The organism is Pallidibacillus pasinlerensis (assembly GCF_009996845.1).
In the GTDB taxonomy this organism is placed as follows: Bacteria; Bacillota; Bacilli; order Bacillales; family Caldibacillaceae; genus Pallidibacillus; species Pallidibacillus pasinlerensis.
In genome coordinates, this window is sequence record NZ_JAACYS010000012.1 from 14747 (window position 1) to 39510 (window position 24764).

19 protein-coding genes and 1 other annotated feature are annotated in these 24764 nt (G+C 35.4%); of the genes, 15 read left to right on the forward strand and 4 right to left on the reverse strand.

Annotation, left to right across the window (positions count from 1 at the left end):
• The first annotated feature begins 58 nt into the window (after positions 1-58).
• Entirely contained in the window at positions 59-1582 is a 1524-nt protein-coding gene (locus GW534_RS04280; protein ID WP_161919823.1) for an FAD-dependent oxidoreductase, read from the forward strand.
• A 46-nt stretch (positions 1583-1628) separates the two neighbouring features.
• On the opposite strand, the gene GW534_RS04285 is transcribed toward GW534_RS04280, so the two are convergent.
• Positions 1629-3782, reverse strand: a complete 2154-nt coding sequence (locus tag GW534_RS04285) for a cell division protein FtsA (protein WP_407670441.1) — start codon at positions 3780-3782, stop codon at positions 1629-1631.
• A gap of 494 nt (positions 3783-4276) precedes the next feature.
• Here GW534_RS04285 and ccpA point away from each other — a divergent pair, with 494 nt between their 5' ends.
• From ccpA to motS, 3 genes are read left to right on the forward strand one after another with little or no spacing between them, the layout of a single operon-like run.
• The gene (ccpA, locus tag GW534_RS04290) at positions 4277-5284 is read left to right on the forward strand and encodes a catabolite control protein A (protein ID WP_161919825.1); all 1008 of its coding nucleotides are present in this window, start codon (positions 4277-4279) and stop codon (positions 5282-5284) included.
• Between the two features lie 60 nt (positions 5285-5344).
• Positions 5345-6145 carry a flagellar motor protein MotP gene (gene motP / locus GW534_RS04295; protein WP_161919826.1) on the forward strand — a complete coding sequence of 267 codons (801 nt, stop codon included), beginning with the start codon at positions 5345-5347 and terminating at the stop codon, positions 6143-6145.
• Positions 6146-6148: 3 nt separating this feature from the next.
• The gene (motS, locus tag GW534_RS04300) at positions 6149-6961 is read left to right on the forward strand and encodes a flagellar motor protein MotS (RefSeq protein WP_161919827.1); all 813 of its coding nucleotides are present in this window, start codon (positions 6149-6151) and stop codon (positions 6959-6961) included.
• A 107-nt stretch (positions 6962-7068) separates the two neighbouring features.
• Here the strand turns inward: motS and GW534_RS04305 are convergent, their stop codons facing one another.
• A complete protein-coding gene (locus GW534_RS04305; protein WP_161919828.1) occupies positions 7069-9972 on the reverse strand; it encodes a transglycosylase domain-containing protein in 2904 nt (967 codons plus the stop codon).
• Positions 9973-10188: 216 nt separating this feature from the next.
• Positions 10189-10416 (forward strand) — a binding site (T-box leader).
• A 56-nt stretch (positions 10417-10472) separates the two neighbouring features.
• Between GW534_RS04305 and tyrS the strand changes: the two genes are divergently transcribed.
• From tyrS to rbsB, 8 genes are all read left to right on the forward strand, one after another.
• Positions 10473-11735, forward strand: a complete 1263-nt coding sequence (gene tyrS / locus GW534_RS04310; RefSeq protein ID WP_161919829.1) for a tyrosine--tRNA ligase — start codon at positions 10473-10475, stop codon at positions 11733-11735.
• 218 nt (positions 11736-11953) lie between these two features.
• On the forward strand, positions 11954-13012 hold the full coding sequence (locus tag GW534_RS04315) for a zinc-dependent alcohol dehydrogenase family protein (RefSeq protein ID WP_161919830.1): 1059 nt from the start codon (positions 11954-11956) through the stop codon (positions 13010-13012).
• A gap of 440 nt (positions 13013-13452) precedes the next feature.
• Positions 13453-14430, forward strand: a complete 978-nt coding sequence (locus GW534_RS04320) for a LacI family DNA-binding transcriptional regulator (protein WP_161919831.1) — start codon at positions 13453-13455, stop codon at positions 14428-14430.
• 1 nt (position 14431) lies between these two features.
• The gene (gene rbsK, locus GW534_RS04325; RefSeq protein WP_161919832.1) at positions 14432-15319 is read left to right on the forward strand and encodes a ribokinase; all 888 of its coding nucleotides are present in this window, start codon (positions 14432-14434) and stop codon (positions 15317-15319) included.
• The gene (rbsD, locus tag GW534_RS04330; RefSeq protein WP_161919833.1) at positions 15316-15708 is read left to right on the forward strand and encodes a D-ribose pyranase; all 393 of its coding nucleotides are present in this window, start codon (positions 15316-15318) and stop codon (positions 15706-15708) included. Before rbsK ends, rbsD begins: the two co-directional genes overlap by 4 nt.
• A 24-nt stretch (positions 15709-15732) precedes the next feature.
• Positions 15733-17220: a sugar ABC transporter ATP-binding protein gene (locus GW534_RS04335; protein ID WP_161919834.1), complete on the forward strand. Its 1488-nt coding sequence runs from the start codon at positions 15733-15735 to the stop codon at positions 17218-17220.
• Entirely contained in the window at positions 17217-18155 is a 939-nt protein-coding gene (locus GW534_RS04340; protein WP_161919835.1) for an ABC transporter permease subunit, read from the forward strand. Before GW534_RS04335 ends, GW534_RS04340 begins: the two co-directional genes overlap by 4 nt.
• 14 nt (positions 18156-18169) lie before the next feature.
• Positions 18170-19078, forward strand: a complete 909-nt coding sequence (rbsB, locus tag GW534_RS04345; protein ID WP_161919836.1) for a ribose ABC transporter substrate-binding protein RbsB — start codon at positions 18170-18172, stop codon at positions 19076-19078.
• A 608-nt stretch (positions 19079-19686) separates the two neighbouring features.
• On the opposite strand, the gene rpsD is transcribed toward rbsB, so the two are convergent.
• Complete coding sequence (gene rpsD, locus GW534_RS04350; protein ID WP_161919837.1) at positions 19687-20289, reverse strand: 30S ribosomal protein S4; 603 nt, start codon at positions 20287-20289, stop codon at positions 19687-19689.
• Between the two features lie 403 nt (positions 20290-20692).
• Between rpsD and GW534_RS04355 the strand changes: the two genes are divergently transcribed.
• Together GW534_RS04355 and GW534_RS04360 are read left to right on the forward strand one after the other, a co-directional pair.
• Positions 20693-21289: a hypothetical protein gene (locus GW534_RS04355; RefSeq protein WP_210253466.1), complete on the forward strand. Its 597-nt coding sequence runs from the start codon at positions 20693-20695 to the stop codon at positions 21287-21289.
• A 53-nt stretch (positions 21290-21342) separates the two neighbouring features.
• Positions 21343-23175 (forward strand): sensor domain-containing diguanylate cyclase, encoded by a 1833-nt coding sequence (locus tag GW534_RS04360; RefSeq protein WP_161919839.1) that lies wholly within the window; start codon positions 21343-21345, stop codon positions 23173-23175.
• A gap of 99 nt (positions 23176-23274) precedes the next feature.
• Here GW534_RS04360 and GW534_RS04365 read toward each other — a convergent pair whose 3' ends face one another.
• Positions 23275-23754, reverse strand: a complete 480-nt coding sequence (locus tag GW534_RS04365; protein ID WP_161919840.1) for a GAF domain-containing protein — start codon at positions 23752-23754, stop codon at positions 23275-23277.
• A 260-nt stretch (positions 23755-24014) separates the two neighbouring features.
• On the opposite strand from GW534_RS04365, the gene refZ reads away from it, so the two are divergent.
• Complete coding sequence (gene refZ, locus GW534_RS04370; RefSeq protein WP_161919841.1) at positions 24015-24656, forward strand: forespore capture DNA-binding protein RefZ; 642 nt, start codon at positions 24015-24017, stop codon at positions 24654-24656.
• Positions 24657-24764 lie beyond the last annotated feature (108 nt).

A 24764-nucleotide genomic window follows, 5' to 3' on the forward strand; every position in this document is an offset into this window, starting at 1 on the left:
AATACTCTCTCCATCAAAAGGGAAAAATGTAGAAAAAACTTTTGAAGGAGAGATTTTTTTGAATAAGCAACTCCCGAAACATCCGATTTCCTTATGGAAGGATCAAGTTGAATTTCCTACTCATCCGTCGGTAAATGAAGATATCCTAGTAGATATTGCAATCGTCGGTGGCGGAATTACCGGTGTAACTTCTGCTTATTTACTATTACAGGAAGGCTTTACTGTTGCATTAATTGAAGCTGATCGTTTATTAAGCGGTACAACGGGAAATACAACTGCAAAATTAACGGCCCAACATGGATTGTTTTATGATGAGCTTATCCAACATTTTGGTGTGGAAAAGGCACAGCAATATTATCAAGCAAATACAGAGGCTATGGAGTTTGTGAAAAGTGTAATTAATCAATATAAAATTGATTGTGATTTAGCTATTGAAGATGCATATATTTTTACCCAATCAGAAGAAGAAATGCCAAATTTAGAAAAGGAATATCAAGCATATGAAAAATTAAATATTCCTGGAAAGATGGTTGATACATGTCCGCTTCCATTTACAATCAATGGGGCACTTGTTATGAATAATCAAGCTCAATTTCATCCGTTGAAATATCTCCGTTTCCTCGTTGATGAAATTGCTAAAAAGGGCTGCCAAATTTATGAACAAACAACAGCTTTACAGGTAGAAATGGGGGAACAACCGAAAGTATTACTACAGAATGGTCATACAATTACGTGTAAATATGTATTAAGTTGTTCCCATTTTCCATTTCATGATGAAGGATTTTATTTTGCACGTATGCATCCGGAACGTTCCTATGTTGTTGCAGCATTAACTGAGAAGGAATTATCTGGTGGAATGTATATTAATGCAGAAACCCCGACTAGGTCGATACGATATACACCATATAATGGTCAAAATTTAATTTTGTTTAGTGGTGAACATCATAAAACAGGACAAGGTGTTTCAACAATGAAATACTTTGAAAACTTGAAAACGTATGCCGAAAATGCTTTCGGAGTAAAGGCGTTTGTTTATCGCTGGAGTGCACAAGATTACTCGACGTTAGATAAAGTACCTTATATCGGCTATGTGACAAATACGAATCGAAATATTTTAGTGGCTACTGGATTTAGAAAATGGGGGATGACCCATGGAACCTTGGCAGCTCACATATTCCGAGATATTATCCTTGATAAGGATAATCCTTATATCGAGTTATATACGCCTTCTAGATTTAAAACAGATCCATCGGTAAAACGTTTTTTACAAGCAAATATTAATGTGGCAAAACATTTAGTACAAGGAAAGTTAGAAAATCCTACAAAGAAAATTGAGGACTTGAAAAATGATGAGGGGGCTGTAGTAAAATACCGTGGTAAGCGAGTTGGAGCTTATAAGGATGAAAAAGGCAAAGTGATTGTTGTCGATACGACATGTACCCATATGGGATGTGAAGTGGAGTGGAATAGTGGAGAGCGGACGTGGGATTGTCCTTGTCACGGTTCAAGATTTGCAATTAATGGTGATGTCGTTGAAGGCCCGGCTGAAAAACCGTTAGAGGTCCTGTCAAATGATGAATAGAAAGTGAAAAATATTCATAAGAAAAGGGGCGATTTATGCCCCTCGATTAGTTCTTTACCCCAATCCATTTTATTTCTAACTTGTCCCCTGGTTGGATAGGGTGATCGAAACTTGCATCTTCACCATTAATTAAAATTTCATATTTTCCAGCTTCATTCGGCAACTGAAAATCTACCAATCGGAAAACATCTTGGAAAATAAATTGCTCAAACTTTTTAAATTCAACAATTAAATGATCGCCATTTCTTATTCGTTCATTCGCTTTTAATAATTGCCCGTTTTTATAAACTTGCGTGATATTTTCATATAAAAAAATCTCTTCTCCATTAAAATTAATCGGTACGGAATACTGTAATTGCCAATTTTGTGTAATGGCTAGTTCTTCCAAAGTCGGTTCATATGTTTCAACGAATTGGAGAATGTCGCCACTTTTAACAGGACTATTTAAAGACACTTCGAGATTATTTTTTAATACTTTTCCAGAAAAAGCTGGTATATGAATCTCACGACTATTAATTTGAATATAGAACGGTTCAATTCCCTTTAATTTATGTGATAGGTTTACTATAGATAATAAATCGGAAATGGTTTTAGGCTCTTGTACGGTAATTTGATCTTTATCTTTCACTAAATAATCGGGACTTACAGTATTACCGTTAACTACAATTTTCGGTTTAACTGAGTATGATTTTCCATCGATAATATAGGTGTTTTCTGTATTGTCAAATAAATCCTTAATCGTCATTGCAGCCTCTTTACCGTCTTCGCCACGTTTAGCTACAATGCTATCACCATCAGATACAACATCATCAATGGAACAGTCGATGCCATTTTTTTGTAAAATAGGGGGTGAACCTAGTTGGCCACTTAACGTCATACTTTTTCCATTAACCATGATGATTTTTGCTAAACCAGGTTTTCCATATAATTGGCTCATTTTCATACCAGCTTGCAGGAGACATTCGCCGACCGTTAATTGTTTCAATTCAAAAAGACGGACTGGAATGTTATTTACTTGAACGGATCGATATTGGATTGGATTTTTATCTGCGCTTACGGCGATTCCAATCGGTGTAATAAGTTCTGGCCCGTACTTAACTTCATCTTCAAATGTGATGTTTTGGATAGCATCTACTCCCCGAATTGCGACACGATTTTTCGGTAAATTTAATTCATTAGCAATTTTTTCTGCAAGATTCGGAGTTAAACTTCCACCACCAATTAACATAACAGCTTTTGGTGCTTTTAAACCGTTTAATTGTAAAATTTCATCGGCAATTCGTTTTGCCAGATCATTAATTGTTGGTGAAATTGCTTCGATAATTTCATCACGAGATAAAGTCGACTCAAAACCTAATATATCTTGAATGACAATTTCATCCTTTGCTGCTAATTCAATTTTGGCTTGTTCGGCTAGAGGGAAATCTAATAAAAATTGATCACTAATAGCTTCTGTTATTTCATCACCGGCAATTGGTACCATTCCGTAGTTAACAATTGTATTTTGATCCGTGATGGCAATATCAGAAGTACCAGCACCGATATCGACAAGAGCGACATTCAAACGACGCATTGAAGGAGGAACAAGCACATGTATAGCAGCAATCGGTTCTAATGTAAGAGCACCAATTTCTAACCCACTTCGATTTACCGCTGTCGTTAAGGAATCGACAACGATTTTTGGTAAAAAGGTTGCGATAATTTCAACGGATGCTTCTTCACCTTGTTGATCAACTAAATTACCAATTTTTTCACCATTTAAATAATAGTAAAGAACCGAATAACCGACACAAAAATATTCAGTGTTAACTTCTTTAAACTTTTCCTTCATCGTTTGTTCTGCTTTTTGTACAGCCATTAATTCTAGATGAATGACATCATCTTTTTGTAAAACTCGTCCGCTAATTGGAAGATGGGCCTGCGCTTTTTCCGTTTTTAATGAACGTCCAGCTGCTGCGACACTTACCTTATCTAGCGGACCGAAGTCAGCTTCCAGTGCATTTTTGACTTCTTGGATCACTTGACTTACGGCTGTAATATCATGAATCTGTCCATCTAACATGGCACGGTCTTTATGTTCTAAAGCATATATTTTTTTAATTACTTTTTTATTTTCAATTTCTTCTAACATGACACCGACGACTGTTCTAGTGCCAATATCTAATGCGAAAGTTTGCTTTTTCTTTTCCAAAGGAAACACCTTCTTTAAGCTTCTGTCAATATTATATCAATATGTAAAACTACGACCTAATTAAAATTCATATTATAGTTGAAATTTACCATATTTTTAATGTATTATAAAGTTCTGTTTTCATATCGTTGCGATGTTACTAAAATTTAGTTACTTAATAACAAAAAAGTTATTAAAAATATGTAGACATTAATTGGGATTAATCATATAATCTATTAAATGAGCAATCTAAAATAGTATTTTTACGAAGATATGCTATAATAAAAATTATTCCCTTTTGTTCCCGAGACAGAAGGGAATTTTTAAATTAGATTGCTTTCGGGAGATTTTTTAAAAAATCTTTAATAATTTGTTAAATAAAAGAATTCATGCAGTAAAAAGGGTAAAATATATACAATAACAATATTTTTATAAACAAAAATATGAACCAATTAATTTGGAGAATTTCTCAATTTGGTTCATTTTACTGTGAATACATATAAATGAAAAAAGGAGTGTAGATTATGCAAAATCAAAATATAACAATTTATGATGTAGCAAGAGAAGCAAATGTTTCAATGGCTACTGTATCTCGTGTCGTGAATGGAAATCCGAACGTTAAACCTGCAACAAGAAAAAAGGTGTTAGAAGTAATTGAACGGTTAGGCTATCGTCCAAATGCTGTTGCACGAGGACTTGCAAGTAAACGTACAACAACGGTAGGTGTAATTATCCCAGATATTTCAAGTGCCTTTTTCTCAGAGTTAGCCCGTGGGATTGAAGATATCGCAACAATGTATAATTATAATATCATTTTAAGTAACTCAGACCAAAATAAAGATAAAGAATTCCATTTATTAAATACAATGTTAGGCAAACAAGTTGATGGAATTATTTTTATGAGCGGAAATGTTACGAAGGAACATGTTGAAGAATTTGAAAAATCCTCTGTACCGATTGTACTTGCAGGATCCATTGAAGAATCAGGAAAAATTCCTTCTGTAAACATTGATTATGAAGAAGCAGCATATGAAGCAACGAAATATTTCATTGACAAAGGTCATACAAAGATTGCTTATTTATTCGGTCCATTACAAGAACCAATTAATGGGGTAAGAAAGTTAAACGGCTATAAAAAAGCATTGGCAGAAGCTGGAATCGAATATAATGAAGACTATGTACTTGATGGCGATTATTCTTATGATTCTGGAATTGAAGCAGCTGAAAAAATCTTACAATTAGCTGACAAACCGACAGCAATTTGTGTGGCAACTGATGAGATGGCTGTAGGTATTGTTCATGGTTTACAGGATCATGGTTATGATATTCCAAATGATTTTGAAATTATCGCAGAAAATAATACACGTTTATCTGTAATGGTTCGTCCACAATTAACTTCCATTGTGCAGCCGTTATATGATATCGGTGCAGTTGCGATGCGTCTATTAACGAAATTTATGAAAAAAGAAGAAGTTACTGAACATGTCGTAAATCTTCCACATCGTTTTGAATTTAGAAACTCAACAAAATAACTCTCGTGTCGATATAAAGGGTAAGAATATTTACAACCTTTATAAAGCGGGAGAGAAAATATGAATAGGCTAGATATATTAACCCCCATTGGAATAATCGTAGGTATTGCGGTTTTTGTTTTTGGAGTAATTTCGGAATCGGGTTTGAATGGATTTTTTCAATTTTTTGATATTTCTTCTATCGTTATTGTTTTTGGTGGTGTACTAGCAGCGTTATTTGTAAGCTTTCCGGTAAAAGAAATGAAAAAAATGTTTGTTGTAATGAAACAAGCATTTTCTCAAGAAGATTATAATTTGCGGGAATTAATTGAGCTTTTTGTCCGGTTAAGCGAAAAAGCAAGGCGAGAAGGCTTATTGTCTTTAGAAGCAGAAGCGGAAGAATTAGATGATAAGTTTATTAAAAAAGGCATATTATTAGCAATTGATGGTATTGAACCTGATATTGTTATTGAAATTATGAATGCCGATATTGCTGCGATGGAAGAACGACACCGTAAAGGAAGAAATATTTTAGAAAAAGCCGGCGAGTACGCACCAGCCTGGGGGATGATTGGAACTTTAATCGGGCTTGTTTTGATGTTAAACGATTTGAATGATCCTGGCTCTTTAGGTCCAAGCATGGCGATTGCTTTACTTACAACATTATATGGTGTACTTTTAGCCAATTTATTCTTTAATCCTATGGCAGCAAAATTAGAAGAAAAAACTGAAAAAGAAGTTTTTATAAAACAAATTATTATCGAAGGAATTATTGGTATTCAATCTGGTCAAAATCCGAAGTTGTTAAGTGAAAAATTAACGGCATTTTTATCGGATGAAGATGAAAAAGAAGAGAATCAAGCTGATGAAAAGGGGGCGTAATACGTGAAGTATAAAAAGCGTCAAAAGTCCCCAAAAAAAGGTGCACCAGCTTGGATGGTTACATATTCAGACTTAGTTACTCTAATTCTTGTGTTTTTTGTGCTTTTATTCGGGATGTCACAAATCGATAAAGAAAAATTTGAAGCACTAGCTCAGTCTTTTCGCGAACGTGTTATTTTTGATTTTTATCCGTCTTCGATTCCTTATGAACAAGTCCCAAACAACATTTTTGATGAAGGAGAAATAGGGGATATAAATGGAGATGGAGTTGATGATGGCGATTTTGATGAGTTGCAGTCTAGATTAGAAGAACAATCAAAAATGGACGCCCAACTTAATGCATTAATGACAGAAGTAAGCAAGTTTATTGAGGATAGTGAACTTGATGATATCGTCATTATTACGAGAAATGAACGCGGGATTGTATTAGTTTTACCAGAGCAAGTTTTATTTGAAACTGGTGAAGCAGAAATCATTGACGAGGCAATACCATTTTTGAATCATGTGGGAAGTTTAATTAAAGATATGCCGAACGTTGTTAGAGTAGAAGGGCATACGGATAGTCGTCCAATTAGTAATTCCCGATTTCCGTCAAACTGGGAACTATCGTCAGCAAGGGCGGCAAGTGTGATTCGGTATTTTGTGGATCAACATGAAATCGATGCAACTCGATTTATTGCAACGGGCTATAGTGATACAAGACCAATTGCTCCAAATGATGGTCCGGACAACTGGGCAAAAAATAGACGGGTTGAAATTGTTATTTTAGATCCTTATTATACTGGCGATGCTGGGGAAGAAGATCCAATAAACTAATAATTAATAATGTGAAGAGAGGGAATCCAATTATCCCTCTTTTTTTTATTTCTTGAATAAATAGTTAAGGGGCTTACCTATATAAAGGCAAGCCCCTTTTCTTAATTTCACTCTTCACTTTCGTTTTCACTACCACTTTCACTATTATTATTTTCTTCATCACCAGGTGAAGTGATTTCATCGACAATATCTTCTATACCATTGCTTATTTCATCAATGATTTCATCTACTGCATCAGGAATAGAATGAGAGACAACGTTTGAAAGTCCTGATTCTTGTCCCGCGATATCTACAGCAGTGACTGCAAATGAACCAAATCCTGAAATCGTATATGATAAATTTGAGCCAGCTGGAATACTTGCTACTTTATTACCTTTTTGTCCATCTTTTACATTATAGACTCTGTAGCCAATCACATCATTTTCCCCATGTTTTCCCCAAGTTATCGTATTACCAGAAATTGATATACTTGGAGCCGATGGGATTTTGCCGTTTTCAGCTATTTTCGCATCTGCTACGAGAACGTTAGCTAAACTGCTATTATTCAAGAATAATTCAGATGGGCTAATTCGTTTAGGTAAACCTTCACTCAGTTGATCAATATAATCTGGATTAATTAGTGCTCCTGATTTCGTAAACTCACTTGGAGTTGAATCTAATGCCATATAACGTTTACCATTGATTTCTACGTATTTACCGCCACCGGATAAACTGTTGTCAGCTTCAGTTGGTACATATTTATCAATAAATAAATCAGTACCTACTAAGCCACCACCAGAACATGCACCAGAAGGTAATTTTCCGGATATTCTACAAAATGATTTACTAACAATACCCTCAGGTTGTTCGAAACGGTCTTCTGGTCCAATAATCTCAGGTTTTAAGGCAACGGTAGCATTCATTAAATCTGCCCAATAATTTAAATGACGGATTGAAGACGGTACTGGTTTTTGTTTCTCAAAACCTACCCAAACACCAAGTGTTACGTTTGGATTTAAGCCAACAAACCATTTATCGTGTGTATTATGTGAAGTACCTGTTTTACCAGCTAAATCCATTGAAACGTTCAATCGACCTGGTAGCGATCTTGCAGTACCGCTTTTAACTACATCCCGCATCACATCAACTGTTAAATAAGCTGCTTGCGGAGAGAAAACTTCAACAGGTTCAACTTTATGTTCGTGAATAATATTGCCATCCTTGTCCTCAATTTTTTCAATTAAATAGGCATCAGCAAATTGTCCGTTATTTCCAAATGCTGCAAAGGCATTCGTTGTTTCCTCTACGGTCATACCATATCGCATTGCACCTAAAGCCATTGCTCTAGCTTCATAATCACTTTCATGAATCGTTGTTACGCCCAATTTTTCTAAATAATTTTTAACCGGATTCGTATGCATAATTCTGTTGTATAAATAAACGGTCGAAACGTTGTAAGAATTCGTTAAAGCTGTTCTAGCAGATACAAGGCCATAGTATCTTCTAGAAATATTGTTTGGCCATGGTTTTCCCTTTTCTTTCCAACCTAATTCAACATCCGCTAGTGGTGTTCCAGGTTGTGCATACCCCATATCAAAGGCTGGTCCGTAAACAAGAATCGGTTTCATTGTCGAACCGTTAGAACGAACCGATTGTGTAGCATGGTTTTGATTTTGTTTTTCAAAATCAAGTCCACCAGAAAAGGCGATAATTCGACCCGTTTTATTTTCAACCAACATGGAAGCTATACCAAGCGGAACTTCCACGAGTTCACCATCTCTTTCAATCATTTGGGTCGGTGCGTTTTTACCGAACTCACGTGTAACTTCTTGGAACTTATCATAAATGTCTTTATCAATGGTTGTATATATTCTATAACCATTTTGACGTAAGTCTCGATAGGCTAGTTGTGAATAACGCTCTCTAAGCACTTTACTAGAATCAACGTCTTCTTTTGTATAGCCGTCTTTTTCATAATGGAATTGCATTAAAATTTCGATGGCGCGCTTTTCAGTTTCTTGAATTAAATATTTATATTCATTGATTTCTTCTTCTTGTGGTGGAATAAAATCAGCAACAATATCATAACTAATTGCTTCTTCATATTCCTGGTCATTAATAAATCCTTCTTCATGCATACGTTGTAGTACATGTTTTTGTCGATCTAATCCAGGAGCTAGTCCTTCTTCACTTTTTAAAGTCCCTTTATTTGTAAAAGGTGTATACGCTGAAGGACTTTGCGGTAAGCCAGCGATAAAAGCTGCTTGAGCAAGATTTAAATCTTTAGCATCCACTCCAAAAATCCCTCTCGCTGCTGTTTGAACACCTGCAATATTACGACCATTTGAATTCCGCCCAAAGGTTGTTGAATTTAAATATGCTTCTATAATTTCTTCTTTTGAAAAGAACTTTTCCAACCGTAGGGCAAGTAAAATCTCTTTTGCTTTTCGTTCAAATGATACTTCATTCGTTAAAATTTGGTTTTTAACTAATTGCTGTGTTAATGTACTTCCCCCTGTTTGAATTGGCGCATTTGTAAATTCCTGGAACAGGGCGCGGAATACCGCTTTCGGTACAACACCATTATGGGTAAAGAAATTTTCATCCTCAACAGCAATGATTCCATTAATGACGTGTTCTGATACATCTTCAATTTTTACTTCTTCTCGAATAATTTCAGAACGAAGATCACCGAGATAAACATCTCCGGCTAAATATACTTCTGATTGTTCCTCGTTACTATAAATATCCTTTTTCATTTCTTCATAAGTTCTTGGATATTCATCTTTAACGAGGGATGCAAAATATCCTGCTCCAACTCCGAGTACGAGTGCAACACCTAATATAGATAATATAGTAAAAACTAATATAAGATTCCAAACAACATCATACGTTATTCGAAAAGCTTTTGCTGATTTTTCATTAAATAATGCTTCCTTAATTGGTTTTGTTTTATTAATGATGGGATTCAATTTTTCTTTAAGTGGAGCAAGCTTTTTAGAGAAATTATCCCAATATTCTTTAAGACGCATTCACAGCCCTCCTTGCAAACAAATACATTATAGCATAATATAAAAAGTGAATATTTATTTTTTCGACTTAAATTTTTTAATCCCTGCAAAAAACGTCATTTAATCGTAGTTTATGTCAATTTATGTTGTATAATAGAAAGAATTATAATATAATTTTTATACATGTTTGACATATTTTAAAGATTATGATAAAAATGTTGTATTAATTATATAATGATAAGAGCTATGAGAGGAATTAGTAGTTTTTCTATCCCTGTTTTTAAGAGAACTGGCGGTTGGTGCAAGCCAGTACAAATAGAAAAACGAATTACATCCTTAAGCTTTCACTGTGAACACCGAAACTTCGGAAAAGTAGCAGTGAACGGAAAGTCCGTTAACGAATTAAGTGGAGGAATTGTCGTTGATTCCTCAAGTAGGGTGGTACCGCGATTATTCGTCCCTTCGAACTATGTTCGGAGGGCTTTTTGTTTTGAAAAAATAAATAGAAAAGGAGAATTTATATGGAGTTATTAGAGGATTTACAGTTTCGTGGATTAATTAATCAAATGACAGATGAAGAAGGTTTAAGAAAACTTTTAAGTGAAGAAAAAGTGAAATTATACATTGGATTTGACCCGACAGCGGATAGCTTACACATCGGACATTTGCTACCAATTTTAATGTTACGTCGTTTTCAACTTGCAGGACATCAACCGGTAGCTTTAGTTGGTGGAGCAACGGGCTTAATTGGGGATCCAAGTGGTCGTAAAACAGAGCGTACATTAAATTCAACGGAAATAGTTGCTGAGTGGGTAAAAAGTATTCAAGGTCAATTATCTCAATTTCTTGACTTTGACTCGAACGAAAATCCAGCAATCATGGCGAATAACTATGACTGGATTAGTAAAATGGACGTTATTTCATTTTTACGTGATGTAGGTAAACATTTCGGTTTAAATTACATGCTTGCTAAAGAATCTGTGGCATCCCGTTTAGAATCTGGTATTTCCTTTACAGAATTTAGTTACCAAATTTTACAATCATTAGACTTCCTTAAATTGTATGAAACAGAAGGTGTCCGCCTACAAGTTGGTGGAAGTGACCAATGGGGAAATATTACCGCAGGGTTAGAATTAATTCGTAAAGTTAAAGGTGACGAAGCGAAAGCATTCGGTTTAACTGTTCCTCTAGTTACTAAGTCTGACGGAACAAAATTCGGTAAATCAGAAGGAAATGCGGTATGGTTAGATCCGGAAAAAACTACACCGTATGAGTTTTACCAATTCTGGATAAATACAGATGACCGTGATGTAATTAAATACTTAAAATACTTTACATTCCTATCCCATGAGGAAATTTTAGAGCTAGAAAAAGCAACTGCTGAAGCACCTGAAAAACGTTTAGCGCAAAAAGCGTTAGCAGAAGACGTGACAAAACTTGTTCACGGCGAAGAGGCTCTACAACAAGCAATTCGTATCTCTGAAGCATTGTTTAACGGTGATATTAGAGAGTTATCAGCGAATGAAATCGAGCAAGGATTTAAAGATGTACCTTCATATACAAATGAAGATGCTGAAATTGGTTTAGTAGATTTACTCGTAAATGCGAAAATTTCACCTTCAAAACGTCAAGCTAGAGAAGATATTCAAAACGGTGCAATCTACATTAACGGTGAGAGAAATACTGAAATTCAATACACACTAAGTAATGAAGATAAAATTGAAGGAAAATATACTGTAATCCGAAGAGGGAAGAAAAGATATTTCCTTATTAAACATAGCTAATCTAATAGTAGTTTTCGAATACTTGGTGATTATATTATCGCCAAGTATTTTTTTAAGAAAATAATAGAAAAAAACGTCAATTGAAAATTTAAAATATTATTTATATTGAAACTACAATGTGGTATATTTTAAAGAGACGGGCTTTTATGTATTTCAACTCTATTTATATTTGAAAGCGTTTTATTTTTTTATTAAAAAGAGAGAGGGGATAGAAAGCGATGAAAGCTGTAAAAATTACGAAGCATGGTCAACCGGTCGCCGTTCAAGAGGTAAAGAAACCTGAACCAGGACCCAATGATGCACTTATTAAAGTAGAAGCTTGTGGAATTTGTCGTTCAGATTGGCATGCCTGGCAAGGAGATTTTACATGGATTGGCATATCACCGGAATTACCGATTACACCGGGTCATGAGTTTGGTGGTGTGATTGAGCAACTCGGTGCCAATGTTCAATCCTTTGAAGTAGGAGATCGTGTTACTGCTCCATTCCATTGGGCATGTGGGCATTGTGAATATTGTAAAAAGGGTGAAACAAATCTTTGTTTAAATATTCAAGTATACGGGATGGCTGAGGGACTTGAAGGAGCTTATGCGGAGTATATTTTAGTTCCGAATGCTGAGGTTAACTTAATTAAACTTCCAGAAAATGTGGACAGTGTAACTGCGGCTGCAGCAGGGTGCCGTTATATGACAGGGTACCATGGTGTACTTCGTGGAAAAGTTCAACCTGGTGAATGGGTGGCTGTCCATGGTGCTGGTGGTGTCGGACTTTCGGCGATCCAAGTAGCGAATGCGATAGGTGCACAAGTCATTGCGGTTGATATTGATGATGAAAAGCTAGAAATCGCGAGAAGAGAAGGAGCGGTTGCCACTGTTAATGCGAAAACTGAAGATGTTCCAGCGGTAATCCATGAAATTACGAAGGGTGGAGCCCATGTTAGCTTAGATGCATTAGGTATAAAAGCGACAGTTCAAAATTCCGTTCTTTCACTTCGGAAAGGTGGACGCCATGTTCAAATTGGCTTAACAACTTCTGAAGAACAAGGAATGGTGGATATACCGGTAGATTTAATTACGATGTATGAAATTGAATTTGTTGGCAGTTTAGGTAATCCACATCCGGATTATAAAGGATTACTAGACTTAATCGCTTCAGGAAGACTAAATCCGAGCCGTTTAGTAGAACGAGAAGTTAGCTTAAGCGACGTAAGTGAAGTATTTGAAAATATGAATCAATATAAAACGAAAGGATTTAATGTTATTACGAAGTTTGAATAAAGTTTTAAGAGGAAAATGGTTATAGAGTTTGTTGTAACGAGGTAACTTGTTTTTACGTGTGTTAAAAAATTATATGAGATTTCATTAATGTATTAATTTACAAGACGAGCAACGGTAAACGGGCTCGTCTATTTATTTTTATGCAAATATTGTAGTGATAAAAAGTTTTATTGATATAATTGTCGGAATTATCGAAAAAGAGTTACTGTGAGTTTTGTTATAATGAATACAAGGTTGTCACTATTTGGAAACTATGTTGTATCAGGATGCCAGTAGCACAAACCTTGGCCTAGGTCTGTACTACTAATGTTAGTATGTTTTTTTGCAATGTTAATGCAAGCTATTTTTTTAACTAACAAATAGAGGTTTGAAAAATAAAGGAGGTGATGTTATAATGAAATATGTAACCGGTTTCATATTGTATAAAAGGGGATAGTTTCATGTCGATAAGGGATGTGGCGAAAGAGGCTGGAGTTTCTCCAGCAACGGTTTCGCGAGTATTAAATAATAGTGGATATGTGCATGAAGATACACGAAAAGCAGTATTGCAAGCAGTAAAAAAATTGAACTATAAACCGAATGAAGTTGCTCGCTCCCTTTATAAAGGCAAATCGAAACTCATTGGTCTCGTACTGCCCGATATTACGAATCCGTTTTTTCCTGAATTGGCTCGCGGCGTAGAGGATTATCTTCAAAAGAAAGGATATCGTCTATTGCTCGGAAATGGGGACGGAAAGCAACAAAAAGAAATCGATTACTTAGATACGTTTGTTCAACATAATGTGGTAGGAATTATTGCCTCCGTTGATAATGTAGATTATGATTTCCTTTCTAATATGAATATTCCAATTGTCATGTTAGATCGAATTGTTAAAGATTTACCAGCTGTTTATTCGGATCAATTTCAAGGTGGAAGTTTAGCAGCCGAAAAGCTGTTGGAACGAGGATGTAAGGAAATCACCTTAGTTCGAGGGCCGATGAACATACATCCTGTTTATGAACGTTTTCAGGCTTCACTGGCTGTACTTCAAGAGGCTAATGTGAAAGTGAATAAGATTGATTCGAATTTATCCTTTAATGGTGCGAAATGCCGTGCCAAAGAGTTATTCGAAAAGTATCCGGATTCAGATGGTATTATCGCTTGTAACGACATTGTGGCTGTTGCTATTTTACATGAGGCGTTGCGAAGAGGGAGGAAAGTGCCGGAAGATGTTCAAATCATTGGTTTTGACGATATATCCATCAGTGAGCTTGTTTATCCAGGTTTGTCGACGATTCATCAACCGATTTATCAAATGGGATCAAAAGCAGCGGAACTTTTACTGAAAGAAATTCATAATGAAAAGCTGGATAGTAAACGCTATAAATTTTCTTGTTCATTTGTCGAAAGAGAAACAACAAAAAAGGTAGGCGATTAAATTGGTAAAGATTGCAGTTGTAGGAAGTATAAATATGGACTTAGTTGTCACTGCGGAACGAAGACCGAATGCAGGGGAAACCTTGTTTGGAAAAGACTTTCAAACGGTACCTGGTGGAAAGGGGGCTAATCAGGCCGTTGCTGCTGCAAGACTTGGTGCTGAAGTTGCGATGATTGGCTGTGTTGGTCAAGATGTGTTTGGAAAGGAAATGATCGATAACTTAAAACAAAATGGTGTTTCTATCGATCATGTGGAACCGGTTACACATGAATCATCAGGAACGGCTCATATTACGATTGCGGAAGGAGACAACAGTATCATTTGTGTGGAAGGAGCAAACGGCAAGCTAACTCCTTCGTATGTAGAGAAAGCTGCTTCCACATTAAAAGCGGCAGATATGATTTTAATTCAGCAAGAAATACCAGAGGAAACAGTTGAATATGTGGCCGTTTTTTGCAAGAAGTATGATAAGAAGCTCATTTTAAATCCTGCTCCAGCGCGTAAGGTTAGTGATGAAGTGATTGCGCATGCGACCTACATTACACCGAATGAACATGAGTTTGCAATCTTGTTTGGAGAAGAGAATCGCTCCAAGATGCTTGCCAAGTATCCAAATAAATTAATTATAACAGAGGGAAAAAATGGCGTTCGATATCATAATGGGGAAACTGAAGTAGTTATTCCATCATACAAAGTTGATGAACCAGTAGATACAACAGGTGCCGGTGATACATTTAATGGTGCTTTTGCAGTCGCGATTGCAGAAGGAAAAGGGATTGATGAAGCTTTACAATTTGCTAACCGGGCTGCATCTCTATCGGTTATGAAGCCAGGCGCACAAGGTGGTATGCCGACAAGGAAAGAAGTTGAGGAGATGTTGAAACAATGAAAAAGTCAGGAGTATTAAATAGCCATATATCGAAAGTGTTAGCCGACTTAGGACATACGGATACGATCGTCATTGCGGATGCCGGTTTGCCGGTACCAAATCATGTGGCAAAAATTGATCTCGCCTTGAAACCAGGAACCCCTTCTTTTCAGGAAGTGGTGCGTGTTGTTTCAGAAGATATGGTGGTGGAAAAGATCATCCTTGCATCAGAAATCAAAAAAGCTAATTCGAGTCAGAACGAATTTTTAACTCGTCATTTTCATCAAGAAATTGAATACGTCGAACATGAAGAGTTTAAAAAGATGACGGAAAAAGCCAAAGTAATTATACGAACTGGGGAAATAACCCCTTATTCGAATTGTATTTTACAAGCAGGTGTCTTTTTTTAAATTCTATATAAAGGGGTGATTGTGATGCGAATTGTCATGAATGATATTCATAAGGCATTTGGTGCCAATAAAGTATTACAGGGTGTTAATTTTACATTGGAGCCGGGTGAAGTCCATGCATTGATGGGAGAAAACGGCGCCGGGAAGTCGACATTAATGAATATTTTAACTGGCTTGCACAAGCGAGATCAGGGATCAATTACGATCGATGGCAAAGAAGTGCATTTTAAAGATTCGAAGGAAGCGGAAGCCGCTGGTATTGCCTTTATTCGTCAAGAATTAAATATTTGGCCGGAAATGACCGTCCTAGAAAATTTATTTATTGGAAAAGAATTAAGAAATTCCTTTGGTGTATTAAAAGAAAGGAAAATGAAAACGTTAGCAAAGCAGGTGTTTAACCGATTAGATATATCAATCCCATTAGACAAAAAAGCAGGGGAATGTTCGGTTGGGGAACAACAAATGATCGAGATTTCCAAGGCACTGATGCTGGATGCAGAAGTCATTATTATGGACGAGCCAACCTCAGCTTTGGCTGATAAAGAAATTGAAAAATTGTTTACGGTGATGAAGGAGCTAACGGCTTCCGGTGTTTCCCTTGTTTATATCTCTCATAGAATGGAGGAGATCTTTGAGATATGTGACCGAATTACCGTGATGCGTGATGGAGTCTCTGTTGCTACTTCGTATATTAAGGATACTTCCTTTGAAGAAATCGTAAAACAAATGGTTGGCCGTGAATTAGAAGATCGGTATCCTGCACGTGTTCCGAAGTATGGAAAGACCGTTTTTGAAGTGAAAGGTTTAAGTCGAAAAGGTGTTTTTGAGGATATTAGTTTTTCGGTAAAAGAAGGTGAAATCTTAGGTATCTCAGGGTTAATGGGGGCTGGACGTACAGAAATCATGCGGGCGATATTTGGTCTTGATCCGTATGATAGTGGCAATATTGTAATGAATGGTGAAAGCGTGACCATTAAAAGCCCTGCTGATGCAGCAGATAAAAGAATCGCCTTTGTTACCGAGGACCGGAAAGATGAAGGACTGATACTCGATTACTCCATCCGCGATAACATCATGCTTCCAAATTTAAAAAGCTTTTCCTCATATGGTGTGATCCAGACAAAAGATGAAAAAAGCTTTGTCCAAACAATGGTAAAACGTTTAAAAGTAAAAACAGAATCAGAGGAAAAAAGCGTTGGAGATTTATCCGGGGGAAATCAGCAGAAGGTTGTTCTAGCTAAATGGATTGGTAAACAACCTAAAGTTTTAATTATGGATGAACCAACAAGAGGAATTGATGTTGGAGCTAAACGGGAGATTTATCAATTAATGAACGAATTGACCGACCGCGGGATGGCAATTATTATGATTTCGTCCGATTTGCCTGAAATATTAGGGATGAGTGATCGCATTCTAGTGATACATGAAGGTAAAATTTCTGGTGAACTAATGCGGGAAGAAGCGACGCAAGAAAAAATTATGACATTTGCGACGGGGGGAAATGAAAAGTGAAAACAAATACGTTGACATCGATATGGAGTAAATTTGCGTCCCTGCTGGCACTTATTTTATTAGTAGGAGTTGTTACTGTTCTTAATCCAGCTTTTTTAGAGCCGGCCAACTTAATGAATCTATTACGACAAATTTCGATTAATGGATTAATCGCCTTTGGTATGACTTTTGTTATACTAACGGGAGGAATTGATTTATCCGTTGGTTCGACCTTAGCTCTAACGAGTGCACTTGCTGCGGGGATGATGGTAGCTGGTGTAGATCCTATTCTAACAATCTTTATCGCTGTACTCATTGGGGCAATATTAGGGGCTGTTAATGGACTATTTATAGCGAAAGGAAAAATGGCTCCTTTTATCGTCACACTTGCTACAATGACAATTTATCGTGGGCTGACCCTTTTATATACAGAAGGAAAGCCGATAACTGGTTTTGGTGATTCCTATGCATTTCAATTATTTGGAAAAGGGTATTTTCTAGGAATTCCAGTTCCGGCAGTAACAATGATTATTGTGTTTGTCGTTCTTTGGTTCATGCTTCACAAAATGTCGTTTGGTCGTAAAACATATGCTATAGGTGGAAATGAAAAAGCGGCACTCATCTCAGGAATACGTGTTGACCGTGTTAAAGTCATGATTTACTCCATTAGTGGGATGATGGCAGCATTAGCGGGGATGATTTTAACATCACGTCTTGGTTCAGCACAACCAACGGCAGGACAAACTTATGAAATGGATGCTATTGCCGCTGTTGTTATTGGAGGTACAAGCCTTGCAGGTGGTAAAGGACGGATTGCTGGAACATTTATCGGGGTTCTCATTATTGGTATTTTAAATAATGGAATGAACTTATTAGGAATTTCTGCCTTTTATCAACAAGTTGTAAAAGGTGTTGTGATTTTAATTGCAGTATTACTAGATAGAAAGAGATCATAAAAGAGGTGAAGAAAATGAAAAGGATTTCAACTATTATTCTTGTCTTGTTTATGATATTTCTAACTGCTTGCTCCTTGGAAAGTCCATTCGTGACAGAGAAATCGGAGAATGGGAAGATAAAAGTTGGACTAAGTGTTTCCACATTGAGTAATCCATTTTTTGTCTCCCTTCGTGATGTTATTGTGGAAGAAGCTGAAGCAAAAGGAATGGAAATCATTGTCGTCAACTCACAAGATGATCCGGCTACCGAGATTAGTAATATTGAAGATTTAATCCAACAAGGTGTTGATGTGTTAATTATTAATCCAACGGATTCATCTGCAGTTTCTTCTGCTGTGCAGTCGGCTAATTCAGCCAATATTCCAGTGATCACTATTGACCGTTCAGCTGAACAAGGTGAGGTGGAAACTTTAATTACGTCTGATAATGTAGCTGGTGGAGAAATGGCCGCTGAATTTATTTATGATCAACTTGGAGAAGGTGCTAAAGTTGCTGAATTGGAAGGGGTTTCAGGCGCTTCCGCAACACGTGAACGAGGTGAAGGTTTCCATCGGATTGCAGATGAAAAACTAGATGTGGTAGCCAGTCAACCCGCTGATTTCGATCGAATTAAAGGTCTTACGGTAATGGAAAATACGTTACAGGGGAATAGTGATATAGAAGCCGTATTTGCTCATAATGATGAAATGGCACTAGGTACAGTTGAAGCTATCCAAGCGGCTGGAAAAGACATTATTGTAGTCGGTTTTGATGGTATTGAAGATGCTTTAGATGCTGTCGAAGCAGGTGATCTCACCGCAACCATTGCTCAGCGACCTGATTTAATGGGGAAAGAAGCAATCAAAGCAGCTGAAAAGATCCTGAACGGTGAGGAACTCGAAGATATAATTAAAGTACCATTGGACTTAGTAACGAAAAAATAGAGCAAAATCTTTTGGAAAGACAAACGCATAAGTCCATCTTAGAATTTATTAATCCTTACGTAAATAGTAAGATCGATTCTAGTTTTCTTTCTTAATAATCGGATGATCAACCTTTCAGGTGAACTCGGTTTTCAACCGATCCTTGAAAGGTTTTTTGTATAAAAGGTTTTCTGGGAAAAACAAATGCTTGAGGTTTTAAAACAAATTTGATGTAGTAACAAATTTGAGATTTCAAAAAGCAATAAAAATGATGAAGTGTATGTGATGCACAATCCATTTAGCTTAAATTAGCCAGTAATCTGTCTTTAAATAATTACGGAATAATCAATTTCTTATTTTTTAAGATTTTACGTACACACTCAATTTCGATGGCTGATCACTTACCGATATTGATTTTCATACCAATTATACTAATATTTTCTTTGAACTAAAAAGTTGGTGGAAGATGCCCGAAACATATCTGTTCACCTTGAATCATATAAATAGTCCACCCAAATAGATGGGGGAGAATACATTATTATACAAAGTATGGAAAATAGAAAAACCCCAGAAAGGTTGATAAATCAACATTTCTAGGGTTTTTTAATTGCTCTTTAGAAGCAATGCTATTAACGTGAGTAGTACTCAACGATTAGAGATTCGTTAATTTCAGCTGGAAGTTCAGAACGTTCTGGGTAACGAGTATAAGTACCTTCTAATTTTTCAGCGTCGAAAGTTAAGAAATCTGGCACAAAGTTATTAACTTCAAGAGCTTCTTTAATGATTGCAAGGTTTTTAGATTTTTCACGAACACTGATAACTTGACCAGGTTTTACTGAGTAAGATGGGATATCAACACGACGTCCATCAACTAAAATATGACCATGGTTTACTAATTGACGTGCTTGACGACGAGTACGTGCTAAACCTAAACGGTAAACAAGGTTGTCAAGGCGAGATTCAAGTAGAATCATGAAGTTTTCACCGTGAACACCTTTCATTTTACCAGCTTTCACGAACGTATTGTGGAATTGACGTTCGTTTAAGCCGTACATGAAACGTAGTTTTTGTTTTTCTTGTAACTGTAAACCATATTCCGTTAATTTTTTACGTTGGTTTGGACCATGTTGTCCTGGTGCATAAGGGCGTTTTTCTAACTCTTTACCTGTGCCGCTTAGAGAAATACCTAAACGACGAGAAACTTTCCAGCTTGGACCTGTATAACGAGCCATGTAATTCTCTCCTTTAAAATTGTTTTTATTTGGTAAAATAAAAACAGTTGTCTACATCATTTACCGCCATTTTGTTCTCGTGTACCATCGCCCCAGCAGCAGGGGGTTACGCGATACAGCTCATTTATAATATGGGATACAAATTTGCCTTACTTGCTGCAAGCAAAATTTGCATTCAGCCGCGAAAAAAATTATAAATGACCAACAAAATGAACGTATAAACATGTAAACATAGGCTGCAATATTTTACACAAGGACTATTATATGAAATTGTATTAACGAAGTCAAGGGAATCTTCTTGAACATAAAAGAATAAGATGAGAAAAACTTAAGTCTTTAGATAATTATATTACGATAAAATATCTCCTCTATGGTATAATTAACAAAATATAGAAATAAATAGGTGATTGTTTTGCATGAGTCGAAAATGGATACGTTGATTCGAATAAGCATAATTTTAGTATGTATTATTGCCGTATCCATTGCTTTTTTCATACAAGGAAAAAATCAACAACGAAAAGAATCAATACCACTTGTTTCAGTCATTCATGAATCAAATCAAATAGACGATCCACCTTTATTAGCTGTATATCAAAGTAAAAACTCTAAACACTATTTAATCCTTTACGAAGTGATTCGAACTGATAATAATCTTTTTAAAGCAACGAATACAATTGAATTAAGTGAAAAACCGAAAATGTTCCGAAAAGATAAAAAGTCAAAAGGAGTTTGGGTCCATTTCGATGATAGGTGGACTTATTATAATGAAAATCTTGAAAATGAAAAACGAGATAATAAATTTATTGATGAAAAGATTACTTCGGTACCCTTTCAATATGATACATCAGAGAAAAAGGGAAACTTGTTTTTAATGGATCAAAGTATTCAATTTTCCCTTTCTGAAGATGACGAACTCATTGATATATATACATTATCTAAAGATAAAAAACTATTGCTCGTACACTTTGAAAATGATATAAAGATAATAGTTAGAAAATAGGTCAAAAGTATGAATATACTAAAGATTACTTTCTATAAATAGGTGATGCCTAAATGAATAACATAGAAGACGAAAGATTAATGGAATTGAGAAGTGAAATGTTTGAAAATTCACGAATATTCCACTCGGATGATTTAGATTTTAAGTATATACAAAATATAGTTAAAGTTATTCGAAATGTACTCCAAATTAATCAAATTCACTTTTTTATATATAAAGATATTTTACGTGAAATAGCACAATATGTGGTCAAATATAAACATCCAAATTTAACCTTTATTGATCGTAATAAGCAAATTCAAGAACAATACCTTGATAACTTAATAAATTCAAATGGATTTAATAAAAGAATTGCATTAACTACGTCGAAAGATGAAATATTTGGCTATGTGTTTTTAAACATTGAAGTCGATTCTTTTTCTGGTTCTAATTATTTCTGGAATCAATTTGCTAAAATCATATACTGTTACTTTAAACAAGTATTTCAAATATTAATTATTTATAATGAAAAACGTCGGTACCGCTTACTTCAAAGTGTCACAAATCAATTACATTCTTCAATTGATATGGATGCGGTTTTGCGAAAAGTGCTTGAATCATTGAAAGAAATATATCCGAACTTTAACTTTACCTTACAGTTATCAACGGATGATTTTAAAAATAGTGAATTACCTATTGAAGCACTCGATTATACATTAGAAAGCTCTCCAGCAATGGAATGTTTTTTAACAGGAAAATATCGGATTCAAGACGATTTAACAACGAAAGAAAGCTATATGTATTTTCCTTTAAAAGGTAAGCAAGGTATTTATGGCGTCTTACATATACAAGCTAATCAATCAATTATGATTTCTGAGCAAGATATTGAATTTATTCATGTTTTAGCACAGACGGCAGGAAGTGCGATGGAAAATGCCCATCTATATCAACAGTCGAAACATCTTGTAAAAGATTTAAAACTAATAACAAATGTATCGAAAAAACTAAATTCAATATTGAAGCTTGTTGATCTAGCGAAATATATTGTGAAAGAATTAAAAGAGTCATTTAATGCCCATGAGTCTGGTATCATTATGTTTAAAGATGATCACGATGAAATATTAGAAGGTAGTACATCGTATTTTTATAAAGATGATTGTGATAGTTTGATAGAGATAATAAAGGAATCTTTAAAGACGACAAGAGAAGGGCTGTTTTTAGGAGATGTCAATCAATCAAAATTTTGTCATTTAAATATTCCATTTGCGTCAATCATGGTAGAACCTATCAAACAGGATGATGATATTATTGGTGCAGTTGTTGTTTTACATAAGCAACCATATTATTTCTCCTTTGAAACGTATAAACTACTTCGTTCAATCACACAACATTCATCTCTAGCGTTTTCAAATGCGATTTTACGTGAAGAATTGGAGCAACTCGTTATTACGGATTATTTAACGAAATTATATACGCGGAACTATTTAGATGCGCAAATGATAAAGTCAATGGAAACCGATACACAAGGAGTATTCCTGTTAATCGATATTGATAATTTTAAAAAGGTTAACGATACTTACGGACATCAAAATGGGGATAAAGTTCTCGTTCAAATTGCCGATGTAATTAAAGAAAGCATAGAAACGGATGGGATTGGAGCGAGATGGGGCGGTGAAGAGTTGGCGATTTATTTACCAAACCGGACCCTTGCTGAAGGTAAACAGTTAGCGCAACAACTCGTTCAACTAATACCTATTAAGAGTGAACCCCGAGTGACTGTATCGTGTGGAGTTTCCTATTGGAATATAATGAATCCACTTACACCATTTACGTTATTTAAAAAAGCGGATGAAGCGTTATATGAGGCAAAAAATTCTGGTAAAAATCGTGCAATAGCAAATATATAAATAAGGCTGCCGAAATGAAAATTGTTCTAACCCTAAAACGGAACTAGATCATTTTCAAAATCTAGGCAGCCTTTATTATAAATAATTTAAAAAGTTATATTACAAATGTTCGATTAAAACATTTACAAACTCTTCTAATTTCACTTTATCTACTTCATCAAAGCGATTTTTTTCTGGACTATCAATGTCAAGTACACCTAGTACTTCACCATCTTTAATCATAGGGACAACAATTTCCGATTGACTTGCGGGATCGCAAGCAATGTGGCCAGGGAATTGATGCACATCAGGAACGACGATTGTTTTTCTTTCCGCTGCAGCAGTCCCGCAAACACCTTTACCAAAATCAATTCTTACGCAGGCTGGTAAACCTTGGAAAGGCCCTAATACAAGTGTATTATCACGATTTAAGTAAAAACCAACCCAATTAATACGATCTAGAAATTGGTTTAATAAGGCAGAAGCGTTACTTAAATTAGCAATTTGGTCCGTTTCATCTTCTATTAAAGCTTTTAATTGTTTAATAACTAAATTGTATCCGTCTTCTTTTGCACCAGTATATTCTTGTGTAACAAACATGAATTTCCCTCCAATCATTTTATTGTAACGTTATAAAGTAGTAAACAATTACAATATATGCTATTTTATCAACCTTATAAATGAATGTCGAATGATTTAATAAGTTTGCATTGAGTAGAGCCATACACAATGAATACACGGAAAATTTATAGTTAAATAATATCGAGAAGGATTTGACAAGTTTCATCTAGAATAAGTAATAAAATGGGGAATTTTGCGGTATCGGATGCTTTGAAAAGTGTTGGCGGGAGGGAATCGCTTTGAACAATCAGTCAGCGACAAAGGAGAAAATTTTTCAAGCAGCATTATCTCTTTTTAATTCAAAGGGCTTTTCGGGTACATCGATGAGAGAAATTGCCAAGGCAGCTGGCGTTAATGTATCAACAATTTTTTATTATTTTGATGATAAAAAGGGACTATTAAAAGAGTGCTTTGTTACGTTCTTTGAAGAATATTTAAATATACTAGAAAAAGGGATTAACCAACTTGAAAATGCTGATCCTTCCATCATCTTAAAAGATGTCATTCATCAGTTATTAGATTATCAATACCGAAATTATCAACTTTCACGTTTTGTTTGCCGGGAAGTATCCATTGATTCACAAATCGTGCGGGAAACGATGACTACCTATTTCCGGAAAGAAAGATTTTTCCTACAAACATTAATTGAAACAGGGACAGAAGCAGGTGTCTTTCGAAAAGTTCCATCTGGAATTGTTGTTATTCAACTTAAAGGTATGCTGAATCAACCTTTTTTAAACTCTATTTACTCTGCCGAAGTTTGGAATATTTATTTTCAAGAGCGATACTATATTGATCAATATAAAAAACAACTCGAAAATTGGGTTGATTTATATTTATGTAATACAAAGGCTATTCCGCTCGAAGAAGTTATTAGTTAAAAAATCTCTTTCGAAGGGGTAAGTTCGTAGAAATAAATGTGAAAAACTGCGAATTTTGTCGAAAGAATAAATTTTTATATAAAATTGTAGAAAAAATGTAGTTTTTTC